Source organism: Polaribacter litoreus (assembly GCF_054584775.1).
The window spans coordinates 89210-111999 of the sequence record NZ_JBTLRD010000004.1; the positions used below are offsets into that span (position 1 = coordinate 89210).

Sequence of the window (22790 nt, forward strand, 5' to 3'; positions counted from 1 at the left end):
CAGTCTCTTAAAAGTAATCCCAAAGGATTAACGTTTAGAGAACTGGAATTTCTTACGTGCTTTCTTCTGACCGAATTTCTTACGTTCAACCATTCTTGGATCACGAGTTAATAAACCTTCTGGTTTTAATACTAATCTATGCTCTTCGTTTATAGAAACTAAAGCTCTAGTAATAGCCAAACGAATTGCTTCTGCTTGTCCTGTAACTCCACCTCCATAAACATTAACTTTAATGTCGTAAGACTCTAAGTTTTCTGTTAACATTAAAGGTTGTTGTACTTTATATTGTAAAGTTCCTGTTGTAAAGTAACTTTTAAAATCTTTTTTATTTACTGTAATATTACCTGTACCTTCTGAAAGATAAATACGTGCAACTGCAGTTTTTCTTCTACCGATTTTGTGAACTGTATCCATTATTTGTAATCGTTAAGGTTAATAGCTTTAGGTTCTTGCCCTGCGTGTTTGTGCTCTCCACCTGCATATACATACAAGTTTCTGTATAAAGCGCTACCCAAAGTGTTCTTTGGTAACATTCCTTTTACTGCTTTTTCGATTAATCTTGTAGGATCTTTCTCAAACATTTCTGTTGCAGTTAACGATCTTTGTCCTCCTGGATAACCTGTGTGACGAATGTAAGATTTGTCTCTCCACTTGTTTCCAGTCAAATTAATTTTTTCTGCGTTGATAATTACCACGTTATCTCCACAATCTACGTGAGGAGTAAAATTTGGCTTGTATTTACCTCTAATTAGCTTGGCTACTTTAGAAGCTAGACGACCCAACGTTTGCCCGTCTGCATCAACTAAAACCCACTCCTTGTTTACGGTAGCTGAGTTCGCTGATACTGTTTTGTAACTTAATGTGTTCATAATTACACTTTTAGTCTTTGTGCTATGTTAATAATATATATTTTCCTTAAAAAAGGAGTGCAAATGTAGTTCTTTTTATTGGTTTGACAAATAGTGAGTTAGAATAATTTATACTGATTTTCAGTAAATTGAGAATAGTTAAAGTAAATCTATAAAAAATTAAAGAGATAGCTGTAAATCAATTAAAAAAATAGAAATAATAGCAATAGGGTGAATTAGGGTTGATAATATGTTATTTGTAAATAGTTGCTGTTTTTATTTGTAAATATTTGAGAATTCATAAAATACATTCAGAATTATTAACAAAAAGTTAAGAAAATAGAAAGCTATTTTTGTGCTGAAATTAAAGTAAGCATATATTTGCCGATATTTTTAAAGCCTAATTAACTGAATGCAACCAAACGTCATCTTAAAATTTTTAGCTTTTTTTGTTTTTTTATCTGTAAAAACAGTAGGTCAAGAAACTTCTGAAAACAAAATCCCTAAAAGAATTTATACCACCAAGCCTTTAAAAAAAGTACCTGTAATAGATGGCGATGTTTCTGATGATGCTTGGGATGTTGTGGAGTGGTCTTCAGATTTTACGCAAAAAGAACCAGATGAAGGGAAACCTCCAACACATCAAACTCTATTTAAGGTGATGTATGATAAAAAATATCTCTATGTTGCAATTCGAGCTTTAGATGCTGAGCCAGATTTAATCCAAAGAAGATTAAGTAGAAGAGATGGTTTTCAGGGTGATAGAGTAAATGTAATTATTGATAGTTATCATGATAAAAGAACAGCGTTTGTTTTTACAACAACTGCTGCTGGTGTAAAAGGAGAGGAGTTTGCCTCACAAAATGGAGATAATTGGGATGATAGTTGGAATCCTATTTGGTACACAAATGCTAAAATTGATGATAAAGGTTGGACAGCCGAAATGAAAATTCCTTTTAGTCAATTACGATTTGGTAAAGCAGAAGAGCAAATTTGGGGTTTTAATATTAATAGAACCATTTTTAGATTGCAAGAAAGATCACTTTGGCAAAGAATACCTAATAATCAGGCAGGATTTATTAGTGAAGCTGGTGAGTTGCATGGTTTAAAAAATTTGGTTTCTCAAAAACAATTAGAAATTCAGCCATTTACAGTTTTACAATATGATAAATATCCAGCAGAAGCTGGAAATCCATTTAGAACTGGTAAAGATTTTAAGTTAAATGCAGGTCTAGATGCAAAAATCGGAATTACCAACGATTTGACTTTAGATTTAACTGTTAATCCAGATTTTGGGCAGGTAGAAGCTGATCCTGGTGCGATTGCTTTAGATGGTTTTCAAATTTTTTTTAGAGAACAGCGTCCGTTTTTTGTAGAGAATAGTAATATTTTCGATTACGAATTTGCAAACGGAAGTGATAATTTGTTTTACAGCAGAAGAATTGGTAGAAACCCTCATAGATCTGCAAATCTTTTAAATGGAGAATATGCTAACGAGCCTCAAAATTCTAGAATTTTAGGAGCTGCAAAATTCTCTGGAAAAACCAGAGATGGTTGGTCTATTGGTGTTTTAGAGAGTGTTACAGGAAATGAGTTTGCAGAAATAAGACAGGCAGATGGTGCTACTAGAGAAGAGATTGTTGAGCCTTTAACCAACTATTTTGTAACGCGTGTGCAAAAAGATTTTAATGATAGAAATTCTTTTATTGGCGGAATTTTTACAGCTACAAACAGACATTTAGATAATAATTTTAATGAACTACATAAAGCTGCTTATTCTGGTGGAATCGATTTTCAGCACAATTGGAAAAACAGAGAATATTTTTTAGACGGAAATGTAATTTTTAGTCATGTTTTGGGGAGTAAAGAAGCAATTACAGCAACCCAACAAACATTGCGTCATAATTTTCAAAGAACAGATGCAAGTCATGTTGCTGTAGATTTTAATAAAACCTCTTTGTCTGGTACTGGTGGACGAATTGAAATGGGGAAAAATGGTGGTGGAAATTGGCGATATAATGGAGGTGTAATTTGGCGATCTCCAGAATTAGAACTCAATGATGTTGGGTTTTTACGAAGAACTGACGAGATTATTCAGTTTGGTAACTTAAGTCATTTATGGCAAGTACCCACAGAAACTTACAGAAATATAAGAGCAAGATTTGAGCAAGCCACTTATTATGATTTTGCTGGAAATTTAAACAGAGTTCGATTTGAATTGAATGGTGAAATTAGTTGGATAAACAATTGGTGGACAGAAGCTGGTTATGGAATTGATGCCAATTATTTTGATAATTTTTATCTAAGAGGAGGGCCAAGATTTAGAAGACCCAACACTTCTTTTACGTATTTTTTCTTTGGTTCTGATAGAAGCAAATTGTTTAGTTTTACTTTAGGATATTCAAACAGGCACACTTCAGAAAATGTGGTAGGTAGAGATCGTTTTGTAATTCGAACCAATTATCAACCCACAGATGCATTAAGTATGTCTTTAAATATAGAATACGCTAATTTGTATGATAGAACACAATATGTGGCTAGAGGTAGATTTAATAATGAAGCAAGATACGTTTTAGGTAGAATTCAAAATCAAACTTTAACCACAACATTACGTTTAAATTATAGTTTTACACCAGATATTTCGCTACAATTTTACGGGCAACCGTTTATTTCTAAAGGAAAGTTTACAGATTTAAATCGAGTGGTAAATCCAGTAGGTACTAGCATTAATGACAGAATTTCTGTGTTTGATGATGATCAAATTAGTTCTCAGAATGATACCTATTTAATTGATGAAAATAGAGATGGAACCACTGATTATTCTTTTGATAATCCTGATTTTTCGTTTGTACAATTACAAACCAACTTAGTAGCAAGATGGGAATATATTCCTGGTTCAGAATTGTTTTTAGTTTGGTCTAGAGGTTCTGTGGGCAGTGCTGTAATTTCTGAAGATTTGGTAGATGCTGTTTCAGATCAAGTATTTAATGCGCCAGCAAACGACACTTTTTTAGTGAAATTTACCTATCGTTTTAGAAGGTAGTTTATTAAAAATATATAGTGATTAGGTGGTGTATTTACATAAAAGTTTTTTATCTATGACACGAACATACGTTACACTTATTTTATTCTATTTTTTTGGGTATAAAGGCATAATTTAAGTTTTAAATTTATCACCTTTTGTATATTTTTTTATTTTCTAATCACATTATAAAAATAAGTTTTGTTCTAGGTGTCATCAATATCATCAACTTAAAAACTAGTCATAAATATGTTTGTTACACGTATTACTATATTGCAGCCTTGTCATTTTAAATTAGAGTTATACAGACCGTAAAAAACAGTAGCTACAAGGATTTATTTTTTTTAAACTGTAATCTATAGATATTGTTACGCGCATAAAGGTTTGTCGCATTTAATTTTCCTTTAAAATCATAGCTTCTGAATTGATGCAATAACGCAATCCACTTGGTTCTGGACCATCAGGAAAAATATGACCTAAATGTGCATCACAAGTATTGCACATTACTTCTACTCGAATCATTCCAAATGAAGTGTCTTTATGATATTTAATTGCATTTTTTTGAATGGGTTGTGTAAAACTTGGCCATCCTGTGCCAGAACTAAATTTTATTGTAGAATCAAATAAAGGAGTATTGCAACAAATACAATTGTATTGGCCTTCGTCATAAATGCTGCATAAAGCGCCACTATGTGGTCTTTCAGTTCCTTTTTGTCTGGTAATTCTATATTGTTCTGGCGTCAATTGTGCTTTCCATTCAGCATTCGTTTTTTCAACCCTTTTGTCAGGCGTAGGATTTCCTTTTGTTGTAAAGTGCATTACATCTTTCCAAGTTAGCATAGTTTATTTTTATTTAAAATATTAAATACCTTGTTACTTTGCAAATAATTCTTAATTTGTAGTCTCTTTGAAAAGTAAAACATAAAATTACGACAAAAATTAACAAACTACTATTTAAGCTTTAAATTACATTGTAGTTTTTTGTTTCATTTATAAAAATATTTAATATGAGTACATTAATTGCTGATGCACAAAAATTCGTTTTTGACTTACTAAGCAATCAACTAGATACAAAATACGTATATCATAATTTAGCACATACTCAAAGGGTTGTTGAAAAAACAAAAGAACTTATAGCTAACATAGAAATTGAGGAACAAAATGCTGAAAATATAGAAATTGCAGCATGGTTTCATGATACGGGTTATACTAAAAATGCAGAAAGCCATGAGGAAGAAAGTGTGCATATTGCTGCTAATTTTTTAAAGAAAAATACTGTTAAAGAACAAAGAATAGAGGCTATTTCTCAACTTATTTTAGCAACTAAAATGAATCATAAACCCAAAAATGATTTAGAGAAAATTATTATTGATGCAGATTGTGGGCATTTAGCGTCTAAGAGTTTTTTTGATTATAATGCATTGTTAAGAAAAGAATGGGAGCTTACAGGTGTTAAAAAACTATCTGATGAAGAATGGGTTAAAGAAAATATACGCTTTTTTTCGGTTCAACATCGTTTTAATACAGAATATGCACTAAAAAATTGGACAAAAAGAAAAGAGAAAAACCTTTCTAAGTTAATGAAAAACTTAAAGAGTTTACAAGGAGATCTTAGAAAATTCAATCAAAAACAAGAGGCGTTAAAAATAAAGAAAAACAAAGTAGAAATGCCCGAACGTGGCATAGAAACAATGTTTAGGGTGGCTTTAAAAAACCACATGACCTTAAGTAATATTGCAGATACTAAAGCTAATATTTTACTTTCTGTAAACGCAATTATTGTTTCTTTAGCATTATCAAATTTATTGCCCAAACTAGATAATCCTTCAAACACACACTTATTTGTACCTACAATTATTTTTGTAATTTTTACAGTGGTTTCTATGATTTTATCAATACTCGCAACAAGGCCAAATGTTACAGAAGGTAAGTTTACCAAAGAAGATGTTGCTAACAAAAAAGTAAACTTATTGTTTTTTGGAAACTTTCATCAAATGAAATTGAAAGACTTTGAATGGGGCATTTCTGAAATGATGCAAGACAGAGATTATTTATATGGCTCATTAACTAAAGATTTGTATTTTTTAGGCTTGGTTTTGAATAAAAAATATAAAATTTTAAGGATTACTTATACTGTTTTTGTTATTGGAATTGTTACTAGTGTAATTGCCTTTGCGTTATCTTTTAAAATGCAAGAAGTTAATTAATAGTTACTTAAACTTTTAATAACACTTTTTTAACCCAATAAAATTATTTAGCTATATTTGCGCTAAAAACTTAAATGATGTTATTGGAAAAAAAACAACTCAAATATTCAAACAATATGAAGTTTTCATATGTATTAGTATTCTTAATCGTTTTATTTTCTTATCAATCGTATGCGCAAAGTATTTCTATTAATGAAATTATGTCTTCTAATGATACCACTATTGCTGATGAAGATGGAGATTTCGAAGATTGGATAGAAATTTATAATTATGGAACAACATCTGTAAATTTAGACGGATTTGGGTTGTCTGACCAAGTTGACAATCCTTCAAAATGGGTTTTTCCAAATATAGAATTAGCTGCTAAAGAATATATAATTGTTTGGGCTTCAGATAAAAATAGAGCTGTAGATAAAAATGAATTGCATGCAAACTTTAAAATAAAATCTGGAGGTGAGGCCATAATTCTATCAAACGCATCAGGAGTAAAAATTAGTGAGTCTCCAGCTGTAGCTTTGGCAACAGATAAATCTTATGGTAGAATTCCTAATGGTACTGGAAACTGGACTTTTTTAGAAACACCAACCCCTAAAGGTAATAATTCTGGCGCATCAAGTGCAGAACCAGAAAAAGTAGCTATCAACGAATTGGTATCTTCAAATGCAACTGGCATTGAAGATGAAGATCAAAATAATGAAGATTGGATAGAGATTTATAATTATGGTACAGAAGCTGTAAATTTATCAGGTTTTGGTTTATCTGATGATAGAGCAGTGCCTTACAAATGGGTTTTTCCATCAATTACAATCAATCCAAATCAATATCTAATTGTTTTTGCCTCTGGTAAGGACCGCAATAATGCAGGCAGTGAACTACATACTAATTTTAAAATTGGTGCAGGTGGAGAAACCTTGATTTTAACTAACAATAATGGCTTGTTAATAAGTGGTGGGCCTTCTGTAAATTTAGCCGAAGACACCTCATATGGTAGACAACCAGATGGTACAGGTTCTTGGTACTTTTTTGATACTCCAACACCAGGAGCATCTAACGTAGAAACTGGGTCTACAACTTCATTAGAGCCACCTACTTTTTCGCATGCTTCAGGTTTATATTCAAATAGTTTTGACTTATCGTTATCTACAGACGTTCAAGGCGCAACAATAGTATATACTTTAGATGGTTCTGAACCAGATATTAATAATTTAAACGGTTCTAGTTTTCAATATAAAAATGATTATCCTTACAATATTGGTGAAAGTTTTGGTGCAATGTTAAATCAAAGTTACCAATCCTTTTCTTACACAGGGCCAATTACGATGAGAGATAGATCTAATGATGAAGATGTTTTAGCAAGAAAAAATACAGTTTCTGCTGATATTTATATTCCACCAGTAAAGGTGAGAAAAGCTACAGTTTTACGAGCTAAGGTTTTTTTAAACGGAAAAGGGTCTAGAACTAGAACAAGAAATTATTTTATTTGGCCAGAAGGAAACCCTTATGACGTTCCTGTAATATCTTTAACTACATTCGAAGAGAATTTATTTGGTTATGAAAAAGGTATCTATACGTCAGGTAAAACTTTTGATGATTGGAGAACAGCAGAGCCAAATGGTAATCAGCCAGGTAATGCACAATTTAGTAATTATGGGCAAGATGGCAGAGAATGGGAACGCGAAGTGCATGTTCAAGTATTCAACGAAAATTTAGAATCTATCTTAAATCAAGATGCAGGTGTAAGAATTCATGGTAACACTTCAAGAGCAGATATTATTAAAAACTTAAGAATATATGCTAGAAGTGAGTATGATGAAGATAATGAGTTTAAATTAAATATTTTCGATCAACAAATTCCAAATTCTCCAGAACCTTATAACAATACGTTTAAAAGATTAATGCTTCGTGGAAATGGTAGTGGAGGTCAAATAGCCAATGATATGGTTTTTAGTAGGCTTATGCAACCTTTTTTTAATGGAGTAATGAGAATAAAAACAGCAGTTAATTTTATAAATGGTGAGTATTTTGGAATTACAGCTATTAGAGATCGTTTTGATGTACACCACATTGCTAATAATTTTGGTTTAGACAGCGATAATGTATCCATTGTAAGCTGTGTAGGGTCTTGTGTTTTACAAGATGGCCCCAGTGATCGTGAAAGCAATCCTGAAAGGGTCTTGAGAAAATTATTCGGACCTATGAAAGATGGTGATTTAAAGTCGGATGTTGAATACCAAAAAGTGGCAGATACGTTAGATATAGATTCATACATAGACCATGTTGTACTAGAGACCTTTTCTGAAGGGGATAGTTATGAAATTAAATTTTGGAGGGCTACAAATCCAGTAAATGATGGATATGGTGATGGTAAGTTTCGTGTTTACACTCAAGATTTTGAAGCAGCAATGATTAGTCGTTTGAACTGGTTAGAAGATTTTTCTGAAAATTCTAGTAGTTGGCAACGCAACATATTTTCAAACCTTATTGATAATGAAGGTTTTAAAGTAAAATTTATCAATCGTACTGCAGATTTATTAAACACAGCATTTACGAAAGAGAGATTTGATGCTATTGTAAATGCAACTTTTGATGAGGTAGCACCACTTTTAGAAGAAGATAGAAATCGTTCTCCAAGATTAAGATTTTATGAAGATGGCGATAAGGTTAAACTTTTAAACTGGATTCAAGAAAGACCAGCTATTTTTAGAGGCCAAATAAATGAATTGTTTAATATAGATAAAACTATTGACGTAAGATTAAGTGTATCTAATAATAATGCAGGTTATATCACCTTAAATACTGTAGATATTAATGGTACAACACCTGGGGTTAAAGATAAACCCTACCCATGGACAGGAGTGTATTTTAGCAATATTCCAATTACATTAGAGGCAAAACCAAGACCTGGTTATACCTTCTCTTATTGGACAGGGGCTTCTACTAGTACCAATAGTAAAATAACCATTACACCTACTGATGATTTACAAATAAGAGCTGTATTTACTCCAGACGAAGATTACGATCACTTGTTGTATTTCTGGCTTTTAGATGATAAAATTGAGAATGATACACCATTAGAAACTTTAAACTCTACGTATTCAAGAAATAATAAAACAGCAATATTAAACTATAATTCATCACTTGATGGTTATCCTTTTGATGCAACTGATGCAAATTGGAGAAAAGCATCCTTAGAAAGAGTAGATGAACCTACAGCAATAAACTATCAAGATTTAGCAAATAATGATATACCTTATGCACCTCAGATAATGAAAGGTTTGCAAATAAAGCAACCTTTTCAATCTGCTGGTTTAGAAAACTCATTAGAATTAAACTTCTCTACAATAGATTACGAAGATGTAAAAGTTTCTGTGGCTATTACTTCAGATGGAGCTGCAAATAGTATTACAGCTGAATATTGGAATGGTACTGCTTGGGTAACATCAAACATACCTAACAGTACACAAGCTATTACATCAGATTATGAAAGAAAAGAATTTGATTTTTCTAATGTAGCTATGGCCGATGAAAATGATAGCTTTAAAGTTAGATTAAGTTTTGGAGGTACAAATATGACTGCAGACAATGGTAAAAAGGTAATTATAAATAACATTGCAGTGAGTGCTATTGATAAAAATGTATTATCCGCGCAAAACTTTGTAACTGTAGATAATAGTATTGATATTTATCCAAATCCTGTAAATAGTAGAATTTACGTGTCTTCAAATACTACTATAAATAAAGTTTTAGTATATAATATCTTTGGACAAATGGTACATAAATCATCTGAAAATAAAAGCAATGCTACAATAGATGTTAGTAATTTTGCCAAAGGTGTTTATTTGGTTAAAGTTTTTACTGGTGGGAACTCAATGACTAAAAAAATAGTAAAAGAATAATTATAAAAATATCACAAAACATACTTTGCATTTACCACTGGTGTATATCATAAATTAATTTTAATAGATAAAATCGACCAAATTTAAATGACAATGTGTAGATGTAAAGTATGTAACAAATATTTCTTCTTTATTTAAGGTAGTAAACAAACTATTAAGTTTTTTTGGGTTTTGAAATAGAGGCTCATATTAGCCTTTTTTTAAGGTGTTTATAACCAATTAAAGTTATTGTTAATACTGTAAGAAAAAAATAATTTTAGAACCTAAACCTATTTTGGATAAAACTCTTGTGCATACTGTTAATCAATTTAAGCCAATTTCACTAGATGAAATGAACAGTGTTGCCTTAATGAAAAGAACAGATACTAAATATGTGATTAACATTTCTAAGTTACCTACAGTATTAAATGAGTTATTAAATACGCATAAAGTTTTAGAAATAAAGGAAAGAAGAATTATGAATTATTCTTCTCTTTATTTAGATACCGATAGTTTTAAGTTCTATTTAGATCATCATAATGGTAGAGTAAATAGAACCAAAATAAGACAACGCAAATATGTAGATTCTGATTTAACTTTTTTAGAAATAAAAAAGAAAAATGGAAAAGGTGAAACCAATAAATTTAGAATTCAAATAGATGATTTTGAAACAGAATTATCTGCAACATCAAAAGAGTTTATCTCTGAAATAACAGAACAAAATTATAATTTAACCACAAGTCTTTGGAATAGCTTTAATAGAATTACGCTCGTAAATTTAAAAGATAATGAGCGTGTTACTATCGATTTAAATCTAACCTATACTGTAGGCGATAAAGAAAAAAAATATAGTAATATTGTTGTTGTAGAATTAAAACAGAGTAGATTCGATAGAAAATCTGCAGTAGTAAAAGCTTTAAAAAGTATAGGTCATAACCCTTACAGTATTAGCAAATATTGTATTGGAGTTGCTAATCTTTATCAGCATTTGAAACAAAACATGTTCAAATCAAAATTATTAAAAATAAATAAAATATCTGCCTAGTATGGATTTTATGAATATACCTTTGTTTGACAAGGATTTTTACAAGTTACTTTTTCTTTTTTCTTTAAATCTAGTTTTTCTAACAATAATTGTAAGATGGTTCTATTATAGTAGTACACAAAAAAAAGATTATTTATTTACTTTTTATTTAGTAAGCATCATTGTCTTTTTTTTAACATTTACCTTAAAAAAGTACAATATAGATGTAGGTTTGGCACTAGGACTTTTCGCCATTTTTGGTATTATCAGATACAGAACCGAGTCCATTCCTATTAGAGAAATGGGGTATTTGTTTATTGTAATTGGTATTTCTATTATGAATGCCCTTGCTAATAAAAAATTAAGTTATGTAGAAATTTTCTTTTCTAACTTTGCTATTGCCATTGCTATTGGTGTTATCGAAAAGCTTTGGCACTTAAAATACGAGATTACAAAAAAGATTACCTATGAAGTTATCGAAAATATAAAACCAGAAAACTACGATATTTTAAAAGAAGATCTCGAAACAAGAACAGGTTTAAAAATCAATCACTTAACCATTGGCGATGTTGATTTTGTAAAAGATAGCGCAACAATAATTATACACTACAACAAATCAGAAAATGAAAAATAGCCCTTTTATAGTTATTGCAGTATTGCTTTTTTCGACTTTAATTTATGCACAAGAAGACGATAATAAAGATTTTGCTTTATGGAATTCTATAGGAGTAAAATACTCTCCAATTAAAAGATTAAAGTTAGGGGTAGAGCAACACTTAAGATTAAAAGAAGATGCATCAACAACAGATGAGTATTTTACAGAAGTTCAGGCTGATTTTAAAATCATAAAAAATTTAGAAATTGGAGGAGCTGTTCGTTTTATCAGAGAAAATGATAATGTTGGTAAAATACAGGGTTTCGAAAAGCATTTTAGATATAATATTGATTTAAGTTACGAGTTAGATCTTATAAAAAAATTAGATATACAGTTTAGGCTGCGTTATCAAAATAAAAGAGAGTTAGAACTACCAGAAGATGTAGAAGATATTCGTACAGAAACGCTTCGTTTTAAAACAGCTTTTGAATATAAAATTAAAAATTGGCCTTTAGATCCTGAATTTGCTGTAGAGATTTTTAATAGAAAAGTAGAAGAAGATACTTCTCTTATAGGCGACGCAAAACTAAGCAGATACAGGCTTACGTGGGGTACAAGTTATAATTTAAAAAAGTTTGGTAGATTTGGGATATATTTTAGATATCAAGAAAATACTAGGGTAGATAACGATTTTCAAACAAAAATAGTAGGTTTAAAATATTCATATTCTATTAACTAGGTGTATTTTACGCTTCAATTTCTTTAATAAGATCATTAAAAGTAATAATGTTTTTTTCATTAAAATTTTGTTGGTAAATTACTTCTACTCTTAATGCTTTTAATCCAGAAACTCCCTGTAGGTTTTCTAATTCAAAATACTCTAGCTTACCAAGTTGATTTTTTGATTGTAAATAGGTTATATACTTAAGATACTCTTGAGCGTCTCTTTCTTGAGAGTATACAATTGCAATTTTACCAGGTATTGTTAAACGATCTTTTGTGCCTTTTATATAGGCTTTATCAATTCGTTTTTTAAGAATTTCATATCGAATATTATAAGCACCATCAACATCAAACTGTTTTTCATCCATTCTAAATTTTATAGCCATAGCATTACTATGTATTAAAATTAAAGAAGCAACACGCAAATCGTTTTTCATGTTTTTACGCTCACAATTTGCCAAGTTTTCCATCTGGCAAGTAACTTGTAATTGCCATAATCTTAGGTTATAAAGGTAAAGATTATCAAATTTTTTATGTTTTGTGATAGATTGTCCTATGTACATATTGTACTCAACACCATCTGTTTTGTAACGCTCATAATAGTGAGGAAACATTTCTTGGGCTTGTTTTTGTCTGGTGTCTAAGAATTTAGAAAGTTTATCATTTAAAAGTGTAACACTATCTTCATATTCTTTTCTTCGTTCATAAACAACATTTAAGTTTTTATCTAAACGATTCATATAGATATTTACTTTTTCAGAAAGTTTTTTGTTAATATCTTTAATATGATTAAAAACAGGGTAGATTTCACTACTCAAAAAATCAAGTATATTTACTTCATCACCTGCATCTAAACCTTGTTTTACATCATTTAAATAAGATGTAACTCTAAACATCAATTCGTTATAGATAGGTAATTTTTCGCTTTTACAAGCATCTTTTAAAACAGTAATAGCAAGATTAAGTTGTGTAGTTAAATCTTCTTTAATAGCTTTATTTCTTGCTTCAGAAGAGCCTTTTATATCGCTTTGACCATATAATGGATACACATCATCAAAAACAATTTCATCTAATTTTGCATTTTCATTAGATTGGTTTTCTAAATGAAATTTTTCTGCAGCCTCATAAAAACGCCATTTTACAGCAGGGTGTATAGACGTGTAATTTTCTTGTATGGTAGCTTCTAACACATTTTGTCGCTCTTCAGATGTTCGTTTTACAGCAGCTTCAAAAACAGGCAGTATGTCTTTAAGTTTATTGATGTTTACAGAGTTTAAATCGTAAGGTCTTGGCGATGCAATTTCTAATAGAGCTAAATCTCCATTTTCTGTAGCAACAATAGGAATTAAAATAATACTTTGTATACCAGAGTCGTACAAATTTTGATAAAAAGGGTTTTTATCTGTAGAGGAACCATAGTTTTCTACATCAGAAATAATAAAGGTTTCATGGTTTTTGAATACCTTTTCTATAACACTATTACAAAAGTACCCATTATCGCATTTTATTTCAGCGTTTTTATTTAAGATAATACTGTTAGATTGTTTTACTACAGTTTCACAAACTTTAGTATTGATGTTATCATAAATAGAATACCCTAATTTAAGATCTTTAATACTATAAAAATCTCTTAGATTGTTTTGTAATTTATAAATTAAATCGTCTCCACCAGCCAATAAATTTGCCTTAATAGCAGATAGCATTTCTTCTGAGGTTACGTCAAATAAGTTTATTAAGCCAAAGCCTTTAAAAATGTAGCTATTAGGTGGAAATTTTTCTTTCCACATAGCTATGTTTTCGTAATTATTTAAAAGCTCTCTAAAATCATCTTGAGTTAAATTTGGTGCATTTTCAGTAGGAGTTATTTCAGAAAAATCGGCATTAAATGTAGCTCTATAGTATTTCATAGTGCCCGTTAATTTGTTGGGTATATCAAAATAAAAAGGTCTTTTTATATCAATATTATAACCATAAACAGCACCTAAAATAAACGTACAAGCCATTACATACAAGCTATTATCTTGATAATTACGAACAGTAAATTCATAATTTTCGCCAGCGTTGTTTAGAATGTTTTCAAATCGATCAGTAAATTTAAAAGAAGCAAAAGAAAAAGGAATACAGGCAGCTTTTATTTCATTTAAAAGCAATGGTTCTGGAAATAAAGGATCTAATAATAAATTTATTTGCTCTTTGTAGGCTTTTAATAAATTTAGGTCAGAAAAACCATCAATAAGTTCAGGATGTTCTTTAAATTGGTCTACCATTTCAACAGCAGCTGTATGAAAAGGATGTGTTTTAAATTCTTTTTGTGCATATTTTTCAAAAGTTACAAATACCTTTTTAAAAGAAATTTTTAACTGAAGTGGTAATTCTACATTTTCTATTTTATTAGATTCTATAATATTCATAACCTTAATTTATTCTTTTTGTCGCTTAACATTGTTTTAATTTACAAAAAAAAGAACTAATTGAAAATATTTTAAGCTCAAATAATTTTATTTTTATAAATAAAGCAGTTTTAAAAGTTCAAAAGCATTTAACGAATAGTTAAATGCTTTTTTTAATTATTTTTGAGATACTATTTAATGTCTGGTTGCCTAATTCTAGGATCCCATTTTTGCAGTTGTTTTTTTATTTCTGTAGTAACCTCTGTGTCGTTTTTAAAATACCAGTCTACATTTTTATACGTAATTGTACCATCACTAGCATAATGAAAGAAAACAATTGCATTAACATACGGGTATTTTTTATTAAAGTTTTCTAGGGTTTCTCCAAACCATTTAGCTCGGCTACCCCCAGGTTTTAAGCAACCAAACTCTGCTATCATTATAGGTTTGTAAAATGCAGCCAGTTGGTTGTAAAAATTACCAAAAATTTCTTTAAAAGTCCACCAATCACTCCAACTAGTGCTTGTACCATAATTTAGAGCTCCTGTAGCAATAATATCTACATAATCTGTACCAGGATAGTATTCTTTAAATTTACCATAAGATAAATGCGGGCTCCAAACCCAAATTACATTTGTAGCGCCAACAGACTCAAAAACATCTCTAACGTGTTTAAATGCAGCTACATATTCTTCTGGGTCATTATTTTGAGGTCCCCAAGGATAACGATAAGGGTCATTCATTTCGTGGCCCATTCTTAAATAAATTGGCGTATCTACTTTAGCAGCTTCAGTAGCCCATTCTTTAATATAAGCATCATAATCTCCATTTGCAATAGAAGCTAAACCATGATCGTTTCTTTGCTCTAAATCTTTAATTTTTGGGTAATTTTCTTTTGAGAATTTTTCTAACCATGGTTCCCAAGTAATCATTGGTACAGACCCTATTCTTACAATGGCATCAATTTTATTTTTAGGGAAGTCATATATTTGACCTTCTCCCCAAGCTTTGTAAATTTGAATGATTGGAAATGTAAGTGCTAACGAATCTTCTAAATCAATAATATTTTCGTAAGACTCTCCATTACTATCATCTGCAGCACCAAATAAAATATTTTTACTTTTTAAAAGTGCGTATTTATTTTTTCTTTGGTCTTTAAACCAATCTAATTTTTTTTCTCTATTTTTTTCTCTTTTTCCTAAGATATTGTCTTGTTCAATATCTTTTACCATATTACCTATACTTTCTAAAAACCCACCTAAAGGCCCTTTAGAACTTTTACTTACGCTAGATAAACCGTAAACTATAAAATATCCTAATACTAAAGCAAGCAGAACATTAGATATTCTTTTAAATTTTTTTTTGAATGATGACATAATTTAATTTGATTTACAATGACTTTTATTCAAAACCATTTATTTGGTAAAACTAATATTTTATCTTTTGTTGGATAATTACTTTACTTTTATTTTTTTATCTTTTGTGATTACTATTCTACTCCACGCATTTTCAGCTTTTAAATATAAAGATTTATAGGCAGCAACTAGACCACCAAAAAATTGTAGAAATGCAATCAGTGCAAAACCTAGCATTCCCCATGTTTTTTCTGCTGTTAATATTAATTCGCTTTGTGGTATGTAATACCTTCTTTCTATATACACGCCAACAACCATCAGCACAAAAAAGACACAATATATAATCAATGGTTTTACAAACGGACTCATAAAGCCTTTAACCGCCACTTTTGCTGTTGGTATATATGGAACTTTTTTATTGATTAAAGCCAAAATAAATGCGTAAGTAAACACTGGCCAGCAAGAGTATTTTAATACCATACCTCTCCAATGGATTCCTCTTTCTGTTTTAGTATCACATAGAAAACGTTGTGCTTGTGCGTAAACTAATATGGCAATTAATACAATAGGAGCTCCAAGTACAAGAAACTCTGTAAAGTCCATACTAGCAGGACTTATTTTTGTTGTAAAAAATAAAATCGGTACAAAAACAAAAAAGGCAGTCATTGGTCCTACTAAATAGTAGGTTCCTATAGTAAAATAAGATAATTTTTGCCAAAAACTAAGTGTTTTGTAAGCTCTAGGCATTTCATCAAAAAGCATTTCAAAAACACCTCTTGCCCATTTTAACTGTTGTTTACAAAAAGATGTAAAATCTTCTGGCACTAAACCTCTACTTACAATTACAGGGTTGTATACAGATTTCCATCCTTTAGAATGTATTCTAATTGAGGTGTTTAAATCTTCGGATAAACCTGTGGCATGACCTCCAATACTTTCTAAGGCTTTTCTTCTAAACGTACAATTGGCTCCAATAGCTACAGCACCTCCATAACCATATAAAGCCATTTGTGTAGGCCCATAAAAAGTATAGGTTTGTTCTGCTGCTGCTTGTGCTGTAAAAGAGCGAAACATGTTATAATATCCTTGACTTACCTGAACAAAACCTACTTTTTCATCTTGAAAAAAACCTAAGGTTTGGTCTAAAAAGTTCGGAAAAACAATATGATCTGGATCTAAAACTAAAATAAACTCTTCTTTAGTTATTTTTAAAGCCTCGTTAATTTTACCTGCTTTTGCACCAGGTATATTTACTAAGTTTAGCCAAACAGCTCCATGTTTCTCTGCTAACTCTTTAAAAGCAATATCTTCAGTATCGTCTAATAAATAAGTTGTGTGTGGGTAGTTTAAGTTTTCTAAAGCCTTTAAAGTGTTTTCGAACATCGATAAAGGTTCTCCAGGAGATGAGGTAGTAAAAACAGCCACACTTAAGTCTTTTTTAGGTACAGGAACTTCAGTGGGTTTTTTTATCCGTAAGTAATTAATCCAAATTAAAGCTATTCTAATAATACCATAACCAAAAAGTAAACTTAAAATGATGAATAGTGGAAAATTTTCTACGTGCTCTTTTCTAAACCACCATTCCATTAAGTTAAACATACTTAATAAACCTGCTAGGGTTAAACCTAAAAAAATTGCTTTATCTAAGCTTGTTACTTTTTTAGCTTGTTTAAAGACCCATAAATCATCTCTTAATTTTGAATTCATTAAAATGTGAAATTTAATCCGAAGTTAATATTTTGTCTGTTATAGAAAAACGTTTCTTGGTCTATATATGTAAGTATTGCACTAAAACCTTTAGAGAAATTATAGCTAATATTTCCTGTGTATTCAATAGGTGTAAAAGTATCATCATATACGCCTCCAATTTCGAATGTATTAGATATTGTTCTAACAGGATATGGGTTTTTAATAGCACCAATAAAACCATAATTTATTTTGGCTTCAACTGTTAATTTTTGTGTAGGTTTATAATTTAGGATAAATAAGCCTGAATGAATTTCTTGCTCTTTAGGAGTAAAATAAGGATCGTAAACACCAACTCCCTGATTGTTAAAGAAAAATAAAATATCTTTAGAATCTGTATAATTAAAACTATATCCTACTTGAAAGCTAAATCTTTGAATTTTTAGAGATTGCGATAAAACCCAAGCTCCCATAGATTGTATTTCGTTTTCGTCTTTAAAGAACTGATGATCATACCAAGCATGAAAAACAACCCATTTATTGTTATAATCTAACTCACTAAAAAGGTTTTGATATGTTAAATTAATTGAAGTACTGGCAATTGTACCTAATAAACTATGTTTTGCAGCACCAATTTTTAAAGAAGCTTTTTTAAATAGATTTTTTGTAAGGCTAACTCCCCCAATCCAATCAGATTTATCGGAATGATTTTCATACAAACCACCAAATATATTAGCTTTAAGCTTTATGTTATTAAAATAAAACTGATTTTTTAATTTAAGAATAAAAGCTCCCTCTTCTTGAGGCGAAAAATTAAATCTTGATATTTCTAATTGAGGGTTTAAATATCTAGAGATATATTCTCCAGCAGTTATGTGAGTTGCAAAATAATCTAAAGGTTGGGAGTCTGTTTGGTACTCAAAATTAGTTTTTATATATGTTGCTGTTACAGATTCAATTTCTGATTCTAAATTTTTTGTATAATCTGTATTTGGATAAATATCATTAATTTTTGCAATTATTTTTCTAGATCCTTTTAGGTCTCCTTTCCAGTAATTAATGTTGGCTTGCATTAATAAAAATTCTAGATCTTTAGAATTTTCATCTAAATATTGCTCTAAAATAGTTTCTACTTTATTGATATCTCCAGTTTTATACAAAAAGCGAGCATAATCTAATTGAAGATTTTTATCAGTAGCATTGATGGAAATCGCTTTTTCAAATTTCTTTTTAGCTTCTTTATGCTCATTATTCATAGATAAAGTGTATGCATACAACCAGTTGATATAGAGATTTTCAGAAAAGCTATCATAGTGTTTTGATAAAAATAATACAGCTTTTTTGTATTCATTCCTAGAAATGAAATCTTTTGAAATTCTTAGTACATCGTTTGCATTTTTAACGCTAATGGAATCTTTTTTTAAAGAGGAGGATACTTCCTTGGTTTGGGTAAAAGCGGTTGTATTAAAAAAAATAAAAAGGAAAAAAGCAGCAGTTCTTAAAACTTTACCTGCTCTTGTTAAAATCATAATTTTTTTAAATTTAAAAGAATTTTAGGTTTATATGTAAACAATATTATAGCGCTAAAGTGTTTTGTATAAGGAAACAAATATATATATTTATATTAATATATATATTCATTTTCTTAGAAGAGTTTTTTTTACTTTAAGATATAATTCTCGGTTTATAAAGCATTTACTGTACCAAAGTCTTTCCAAACATTTGCGCTTTTATAGGTGTCAATTGAAGATGATGGTACTTTCAGCGTAGCCTCAGCAAGTTCTACAAATTCAAATACACTTGCATCTATAGTTAAGGGTGTTGTTACATCAACAGATACATTTTGTAAACTACCACAATTGTAAAAAGCGCTATTACCAATACTTGTGATGCTATTAGGAATAATTACATCTGTTAAGCTTGAACATTGGTAAAAAGTTTGTTCTGAGATACTTGTTATGGTATCTGGAATATCAAAACTTACCAAACTAGAGCAAAGGCCAAAGGCGGTTTTTCCAATACTGGTTAAGGTGCTAGGAAAATTAACTTTAGTTAAACTATTACATGCGTAAAAAGTGTTTTCTGGAATGGTAGTAATACCTTCTGGAATGGTAATTTCACTTATACTACTGCCTCCAAAAGCGCCATCTTTTATAGTGGTTACACTGCTAGGAATATTGATTTCTGTTAAACTATTACAATTCCAAAAAAGAGTAGCTTCAATGGTTGTTAAACCGCTTGGTAAATCAAAATTCTTTAAGCTGAAACAATTTCCAAATGCAGCACTACCAATACTGGTAACACTGTTTGGTAAACTTATGTTTTCTAAACTAGCGCATTCATAAAAAACAGCATTTCCAATACTTGATATATTATTCGGAATATTGATATCTGTAAGTTTAGAGCAGTTGTAAAACAAATTATCTGGTAAACTTGTAAAATTATCTGGAATTACAGCTTTTGTTAAACCAACACACAAGCCAAAAGCAGAATCTCCAATATTGGTTACTGTATCTGGAATGGTAATTTCTTTTAAAATAGAGCAAGAATAAAATGCAGAAGCACCTATTGTAGTTATATGGCTAGGAATGGTATAAGTTTCTATATTGTTACAAGCAAAAAAGGTAGCTTCAGGAATTGTTGTGTAACTTGTAGGAAAAGTTACTGTAGTTAATGAGTTGCAATAACCAAAAACTGAAGTTCCCATATTTTCATTAGCTACACTATCTGGTATGGTAACATTATTTAAACTACTGCAGTAATAAAAAGCAGAGTTTCCAATACTTGTTATTGTAGATGGTATATTGATTGTAGCCAAACTTTCGCATCCAAAAAAGATATTGTCTGCTAACGTATCAGTGGCTGCTGGAATATTTATAGATGTTAAACTTTTACATTGACCAAAAGCGGTATGTTCTATTTTCGAAACAGTATCTGGTACATCAATACTTGTAATTCTTGATGAATCGTAAAAAGCAAGCTCTCCAATACTGGTGATGCTTTCGGGTATTGTAACGCTTGTTAAATCATAACAATAAGCAAAACCTTCATTAGCAATACTAGTTACTGTGTATGTTAAATCAAATTGATTCACAGTTTCAGGTAGATCCAATGTTCCTTCAGGTCCGTCATTTGTGTTTTTTTGAACAGATACTTCTTTTGTATCAGAACTTGTAATCACATATTTTAAATCGCCAATAGTAAAAGGAGTTCCTACTTCAGGCCCTGTTGGCGGAAATACAACAACACTAACAGTAGCCGTAGAAGAATCGCCATTACTATCGGTAATTGTATAATCAAAGGTATCTGTTTCTTCAAAATCTGTTTGTGGTGTATAATCTATGGTATCATCTGTAGGATCATCAGGAGTTCCTGCTGTATTTACAGTAATGCTACCATTGCTAGCAGAGGTTGCAGAAGTTACAGAAATAGCACCAGAGTTTGGTCCATCATCCCCAAAACTATCATTACTAAGTACATTAATATTAATTGGTGTGTTTTGCTCTGTAGATGCGTTGTCATCAACAGCATTAGGAATATCGTTGTTGTCTTCTATAGTAGTGGGTTTGCTACAAGATGTAATTAGCAAAGAAAACAGTACGAAAGCGTGAAATATTTTTTTCATTTTTTAGTTTATAGGCATTAAAACAATGCAAACAAAGGTATTTAAATATTCGTTATATCAAAATTATTTTGTTTTTTTAGAATGATACAAACAATAGGGCTTTATTTTTGTCTGAAATATATGGTAATAGGTACCCCAGAAAAGTTGTAAATTTCTCTTAGTTTATTTTCTATAAAACGTTTGTAAGGATCTCTAACATATTGAGGCAAATTACAGAAAAATGCAAATTGTGGGGTTTGCGTTGGCAATTGCATACAGTATTTAATTTTTACGAACTTTCCTTTTATGGCTGGTGGTGGGTAGTTTTTTACAATATCTAACATTACATCATTAAACTTGCTGGTAGATATTTTGTTTTTTCTATTTTCAAAAACTTCAACAGCTGTTTCTATGGCTTTAAATAAGCGTTGTTTTGTTAATGCTGATATAAAAACGATGGGTACATCTGTAAAAGGTGCAATTTGTTCTTTTACTTTAGCTTCATAATCGCGCATGGTGTTGGTTTCTTTTTCAACCAAATCCCATTTATTGATTAAAATAACAATTCCTTTTCTGTTTTTTTCTGCTAACCAAAATATATTTTGATCTTGACCTTCAAAACCACGAGTAGCATCAATCACTAAAATAATAACGTCTGAATATTCAATAGAACGCACAGCACGCATTACAGAATAAAATTCTAAATCTTCTTTAACTTTCGATTTTTTTCGGATCCCTGCAGTATCTACCAAATTAAAATCAAATCCAAATCTGTTGTATTTTGTATCAATAGAATCTCTTGTTGTACCTGCAATATTGGTTACAATATTTCTGTCTTCACCAATTAAAGCGTTTATAAAAGATGATTTTCCGGCATTAGGTCTACCAACAACTGCAAATCTTGGCAGTTCTTCTTTTTCTAAATCAACAATTTCTGGTTCAGGCATTTTTTCTGCCAAAGCATCTAATAAATCACCAGTTCCAGATCCGTTTATAGACGATATGGTATGGTAATCTCCCAGCCCTAAATTATAGAATTCTACAGCATCTGCATCTAGCATTGCATTGTCTACTTTATTAACAGCTGTAAAAATTGGTTTTTTTACCTTTCGTAATAATTTGGCAACTTCGGCATCCATAGGGGTTATACCATCTCTTACATCAACCACAAAAACAATAATATCTGCTTCATCTATAGCTAACGATACTTGTTTTCTAATTTCTTCTTCAAAAATATCATCAGAACCAATGGCATAACCACCAGTATCTATTACAGAAAATTCTTTTCCATTCCAGTCAGATTTTCCATAATGTCTATCTCTAGTTACACCACTTACAGCGTCTACAATAGCTTCTCTTTTTTGAACTAATCTATTAAAAAGAGTAGATTTTCCTACATTTGGTCTTCCAACAATGGCAACTATGCTATTCATTTGAATTTAAATTTTTTGCAAAGATACA

General features: G+C 30.4%; 15 protein-coding genes. 6 read left to right on the forward strand and 9 right to left on the reverse strand.

Annotated elements, in window-relative coordinates; all coding sequences use genetic code 11:
- Nucleotides 1-27 precede the first annotated feature (27 nt).
- Nucleotides 28-414 (reverse strand): 30S ribosomal protein S9, encoded by a 387-nt coding sequence (rpsI, locus tag ACW9UN_RS04235; RefSeq protein WP_459484183.1) that lies wholly within the window; start codon nucleotides 412-414, stop codon nucleotides 28-30.
- Nucleotides 414-869 (reverse strand): 50S ribosomal protein L13, encoded by a 456-nt coding sequence (gene rplM / locus ACW9UN_RS04240; RefSeq protein WP_459484184.1) that lies wholly within the window; start codon nucleotides 867-869, stop codon nucleotides 414-416. The genes rpsI and rplM overlap by 1 nt, the downstream gene beginning before the upstream one ends.
- 391 nt (nucleotides 870-1260) lie before the next feature.
- Between rplM and ACW9UN_RS04245 the strand changes: the two genes are divergently transcribed.
- The gene (locus ACW9UN_RS04245; RefSeq protein WP_459484186.1) at nucleotides 1261-3891 is read left to right on the forward strand and encodes a DUF5916 domain-containing protein; all 2631 of its coding nucleotides are present in this window, start codon (nucleotides 1261-1263) and stop codon (nucleotides 3889-3891) included.
- A gap of 372 nt (nucleotides 3892-4263) precedes the next feature.
- On the opposite strand, the gene msrB is transcribed toward ACW9UN_RS04245, so the two are convergent.
- Nucleotides 4264-4710, reverse strand: coding sequence for a peptide-methionine (R)-S-oxide reductase MsrB (msrB, locus tag ACW9UN_RS04250; RefSeq protein ID WP_459484188.1), 447 nt, complete (start codon nucleotides 4708-4710; stop codon nucleotides 4264-4266).
- A 167-nt stretch (nucleotides 4711-4877) separates the two neighbouring features.
- Between msrB and ACW9UN_RS04255 the strand changes: the two genes are divergently transcribed.
- The 5 genes from ACW9UN_RS04255 to ACW9UN_RS04275 all read left to right on the forward strand — a co-directional run bounded on the left by ACW9UN_RS04255 (nucleotide 4878) and on the right by ACW9UN_RS04275 (nucleotide 12310).
- Complete coding sequence (locus tag ACW9UN_RS04255) at nucleotides 4878-6077, forward strand: Pycsar system effector family protein (protein ID WP_459484190.1); 1200 nt, start codon at nucleotides 4878-4880, stop codon at nucleotides 6075-6077.
- A gap of 116 nt (nucleotides 6078-6193) precedes the next feature.
- Nucleotides 6194-9973 carry a lamin tail domain-containing protein gene (locus tag ACW9UN_RS04260; RefSeq protein WP_459484192.1) on the forward strand — a complete coding sequence of 1260 codons (3780 nt, stop codon included), beginning with the start codon at nucleotides 6194-6196 and terminating at the stop codon, nucleotides 9971-9973.
- Nucleotides 9974-10247: 274 nt separating this feature from the next.
- Nucleotides 10248-10997 (forward strand): polyphosphate polymerase domain-containing protein, encoded by a 750-nt coding sequence (locus tag ACW9UN_RS04265; RefSeq protein ID WP_459484194.1) that lies wholly within the window; start codon nucleotides 10248-10250, stop codon nucleotides 10995-10997.
- Nucleotides 10998-11007: 10 nt separating this feature from the next.
- Nucleotides 11008-11610 (forward strand): DUF4956 domain-containing protein, encoded by a 603-nt coding sequence (locus tag ACW9UN_RS04270; protein ID WP_459484473.1) that lies wholly within the window; start codon nucleotides 11008-11010, stop codon nucleotides 11608-11610.
- A complete protein-coding gene (locus ACW9UN_RS04275; protein ID WP_459484197.1) occupies nucleotides 11600-12310 on the forward strand; it encodes a DUF2490 domain-containing protein in 711 nt (236 codons plus the stop codon). Before ACW9UN_RS04270 ends, ACW9UN_RS04275 begins: the two co-directional genes overlap by 11 nt.
- A 7-nt stretch (nucleotides 12311-12317) precedes the next feature.
- Here the strand turns inward: ACW9UN_RS04275 and ACW9UN_RS04280 are convergent, their stop codons facing one another.
- From ACW9UN_RS04280 to der, 6 genes are all read right to left on the reverse strand, one after another.
- Nucleotides 12318-14705, reverse strand: a complete 2388-nt coding sequence (locus ACW9UN_RS04280) for a GAF domain-containing protein (RefSeq protein WP_459484199.1) — start codon at nucleotides 14703-14705, stop codon at nucleotides 12318-12320.
- A gap of 170 nt (nucleotides 14706-14875) precedes the next feature.
- Complete coding sequence (locus ACW9UN_RS04285; RefSeq protein ID WP_459484201.1) at nucleotides 14876-16060, reverse strand: glycoside hydrolase family 26 protein; 1185 nt, start codon at nucleotides 16058-16060, stop codon at nucleotides 14876-14878.
- Between the two features lie 78 nt (nucleotides 16061-16138).
- Nucleotides 16139-17746 (reverse strand): glycosyltransferase family 2 protein, encoded by a 1608-nt coding sequence (locus ACW9UN_RS04290; RefSeq protein WP_459484203.1) that lies wholly within the window; start codon nucleotides 17744-17746, stop codon nucleotides 16139-16141.
- Entirely contained in the window at nucleotides 17746-19254 is a 1509-nt protein-coding gene (locus tag ACW9UN_RS04295) for a tetratricopeptide repeat protein (protein ID WP_459484205.1), read from the reverse strand. Before ACW9UN_RS04295 ends, ACW9UN_RS04290 begins: the two co-directional genes overlap by 1 nt.
- Before the next feature lie 155 nt (nucleotides 19255-19409).
- Entirely contained in the window at nucleotides 19410-21350 is a 1941-nt protein-coding gene (locus tag ACW9UN_RS04300; RefSeq protein WP_459484207.1) for a leucine-rich repeat protein, read from the reverse strand.
- Between the two features lie 101 nt (nucleotides 21351-21451).
- On the reverse strand, nucleotides 21452-22762 hold the full coding sequence (gene der, locus ACW9UN_RS04305) for a ribosome biogenesis GTPase Der (RefSeq protein WP_459484209.1): 1311 nt from the start codon (nucleotides 22760-22762) through the stop codon (nucleotides 21452-21454).
- Nucleotides 22763-22790: the final 28 nt, after the last annotated feature.

Excerpts from the sequence above, each read along its gene's own strand:
- der (WP_459484209.1), bottom strand. The coding sequence starts at position 22,762 with ATGAATAGCATAGTTGCCATTGTTGGAAGACCAAATGTAGGAAAATCT.
- ACW9UN_RS04280 (WP_459484199.1), bottom strand. The coding sequence starts at position 14,705 with ATGAATATTATAGAATCTAATAAAATAGAAAATGTAGAATTACCACTT.
- ACW9UN_RS04260 (WP_459484192.1), top strand. The coding sequence starts at position 6,194 with ATGAAGTTTTCATATGTATTAGTATTCTTAATCGTTTTATTTTCTTAT.
- ACW9UN_RS04245 (WP_459484186.1), top strand. The coding sequence starts at position 1,261 with ATGCAACCAAACGTCATCTTAAAATTTTTAGCTTTTTTTGTTTTTTTA.
- ACW9UN_RS04270 (WP_459484473.1), top strand. The coding sequence starts at position 11,008 with ATGAATATACCTTTGTTTGACAAGGATTTTTACAAGTTACTTTTTCTT.
- ACW9UN_RS04290 (WP_459484203.1), bottom strand. The coding sequence starts at position 17,746 with ATGAATTCAAAATTAAGAGATGATTTATGGGTCTTTAAACAAGCTAAA.
- ACW9UN_RS04275 (WP_459484197.1), top strand. The coding sequence starts at position 11,600 with ATGAAAAATAGCCCTTTTATAGTTATTGCAGTATTGCTTTTTTCGACT.
- msrB (WP_459484188.1), bottom strand. The coding sequence starts at position 4,710 with ATGCTAACTTGGAAAGATGTAATGCACTTTACAACAAAAGGAAATCCT.
- ACW9UN_RS04285 (WP_459484201.1), bottom strand. The coding sequence starts at position 16,060 with ATGTCATCATTCAAAAAAAAATTTAAAAGAATATCTAATGTTCTGCTT.
- ACW9UN_RS04255 (WP_459484190.1), top strand. The coding sequence starts at position 4,878 with ATGAGTACATTAATTGCTGATGCACAAAAATTCGTTTTTGACTTACTA.
- rplM (WP_459484184.1), bottom strand. The coding sequence starts at position 869 with ATGAACACATTAAGTTACAAAACAGTATCAGCGAACTCAGCTACCGTA.
- ACW9UN_RS04295 (WP_459484205.1), bottom strand. The coding sequence starts at position 19,254 with ATGATTTTAACAAGAGCAGGTAAAGTTTTAAGAACTGCTGCTTTTTTC.
- rpsI (WP_459484183.1), bottom strand. The coding sequence starts at position 414 with ATGGATACAGTTCACAAAATCGGTAGAAGAAAAACTGCAGTTGCACGT.
- ACW9UN_RS04300 (WP_459484207.1), bottom strand. The coding sequence starts at position 21,350 with ATGAAAAAAATATTTCACGCTTTCGTACTGTTTTCTTTGCTAATTACA.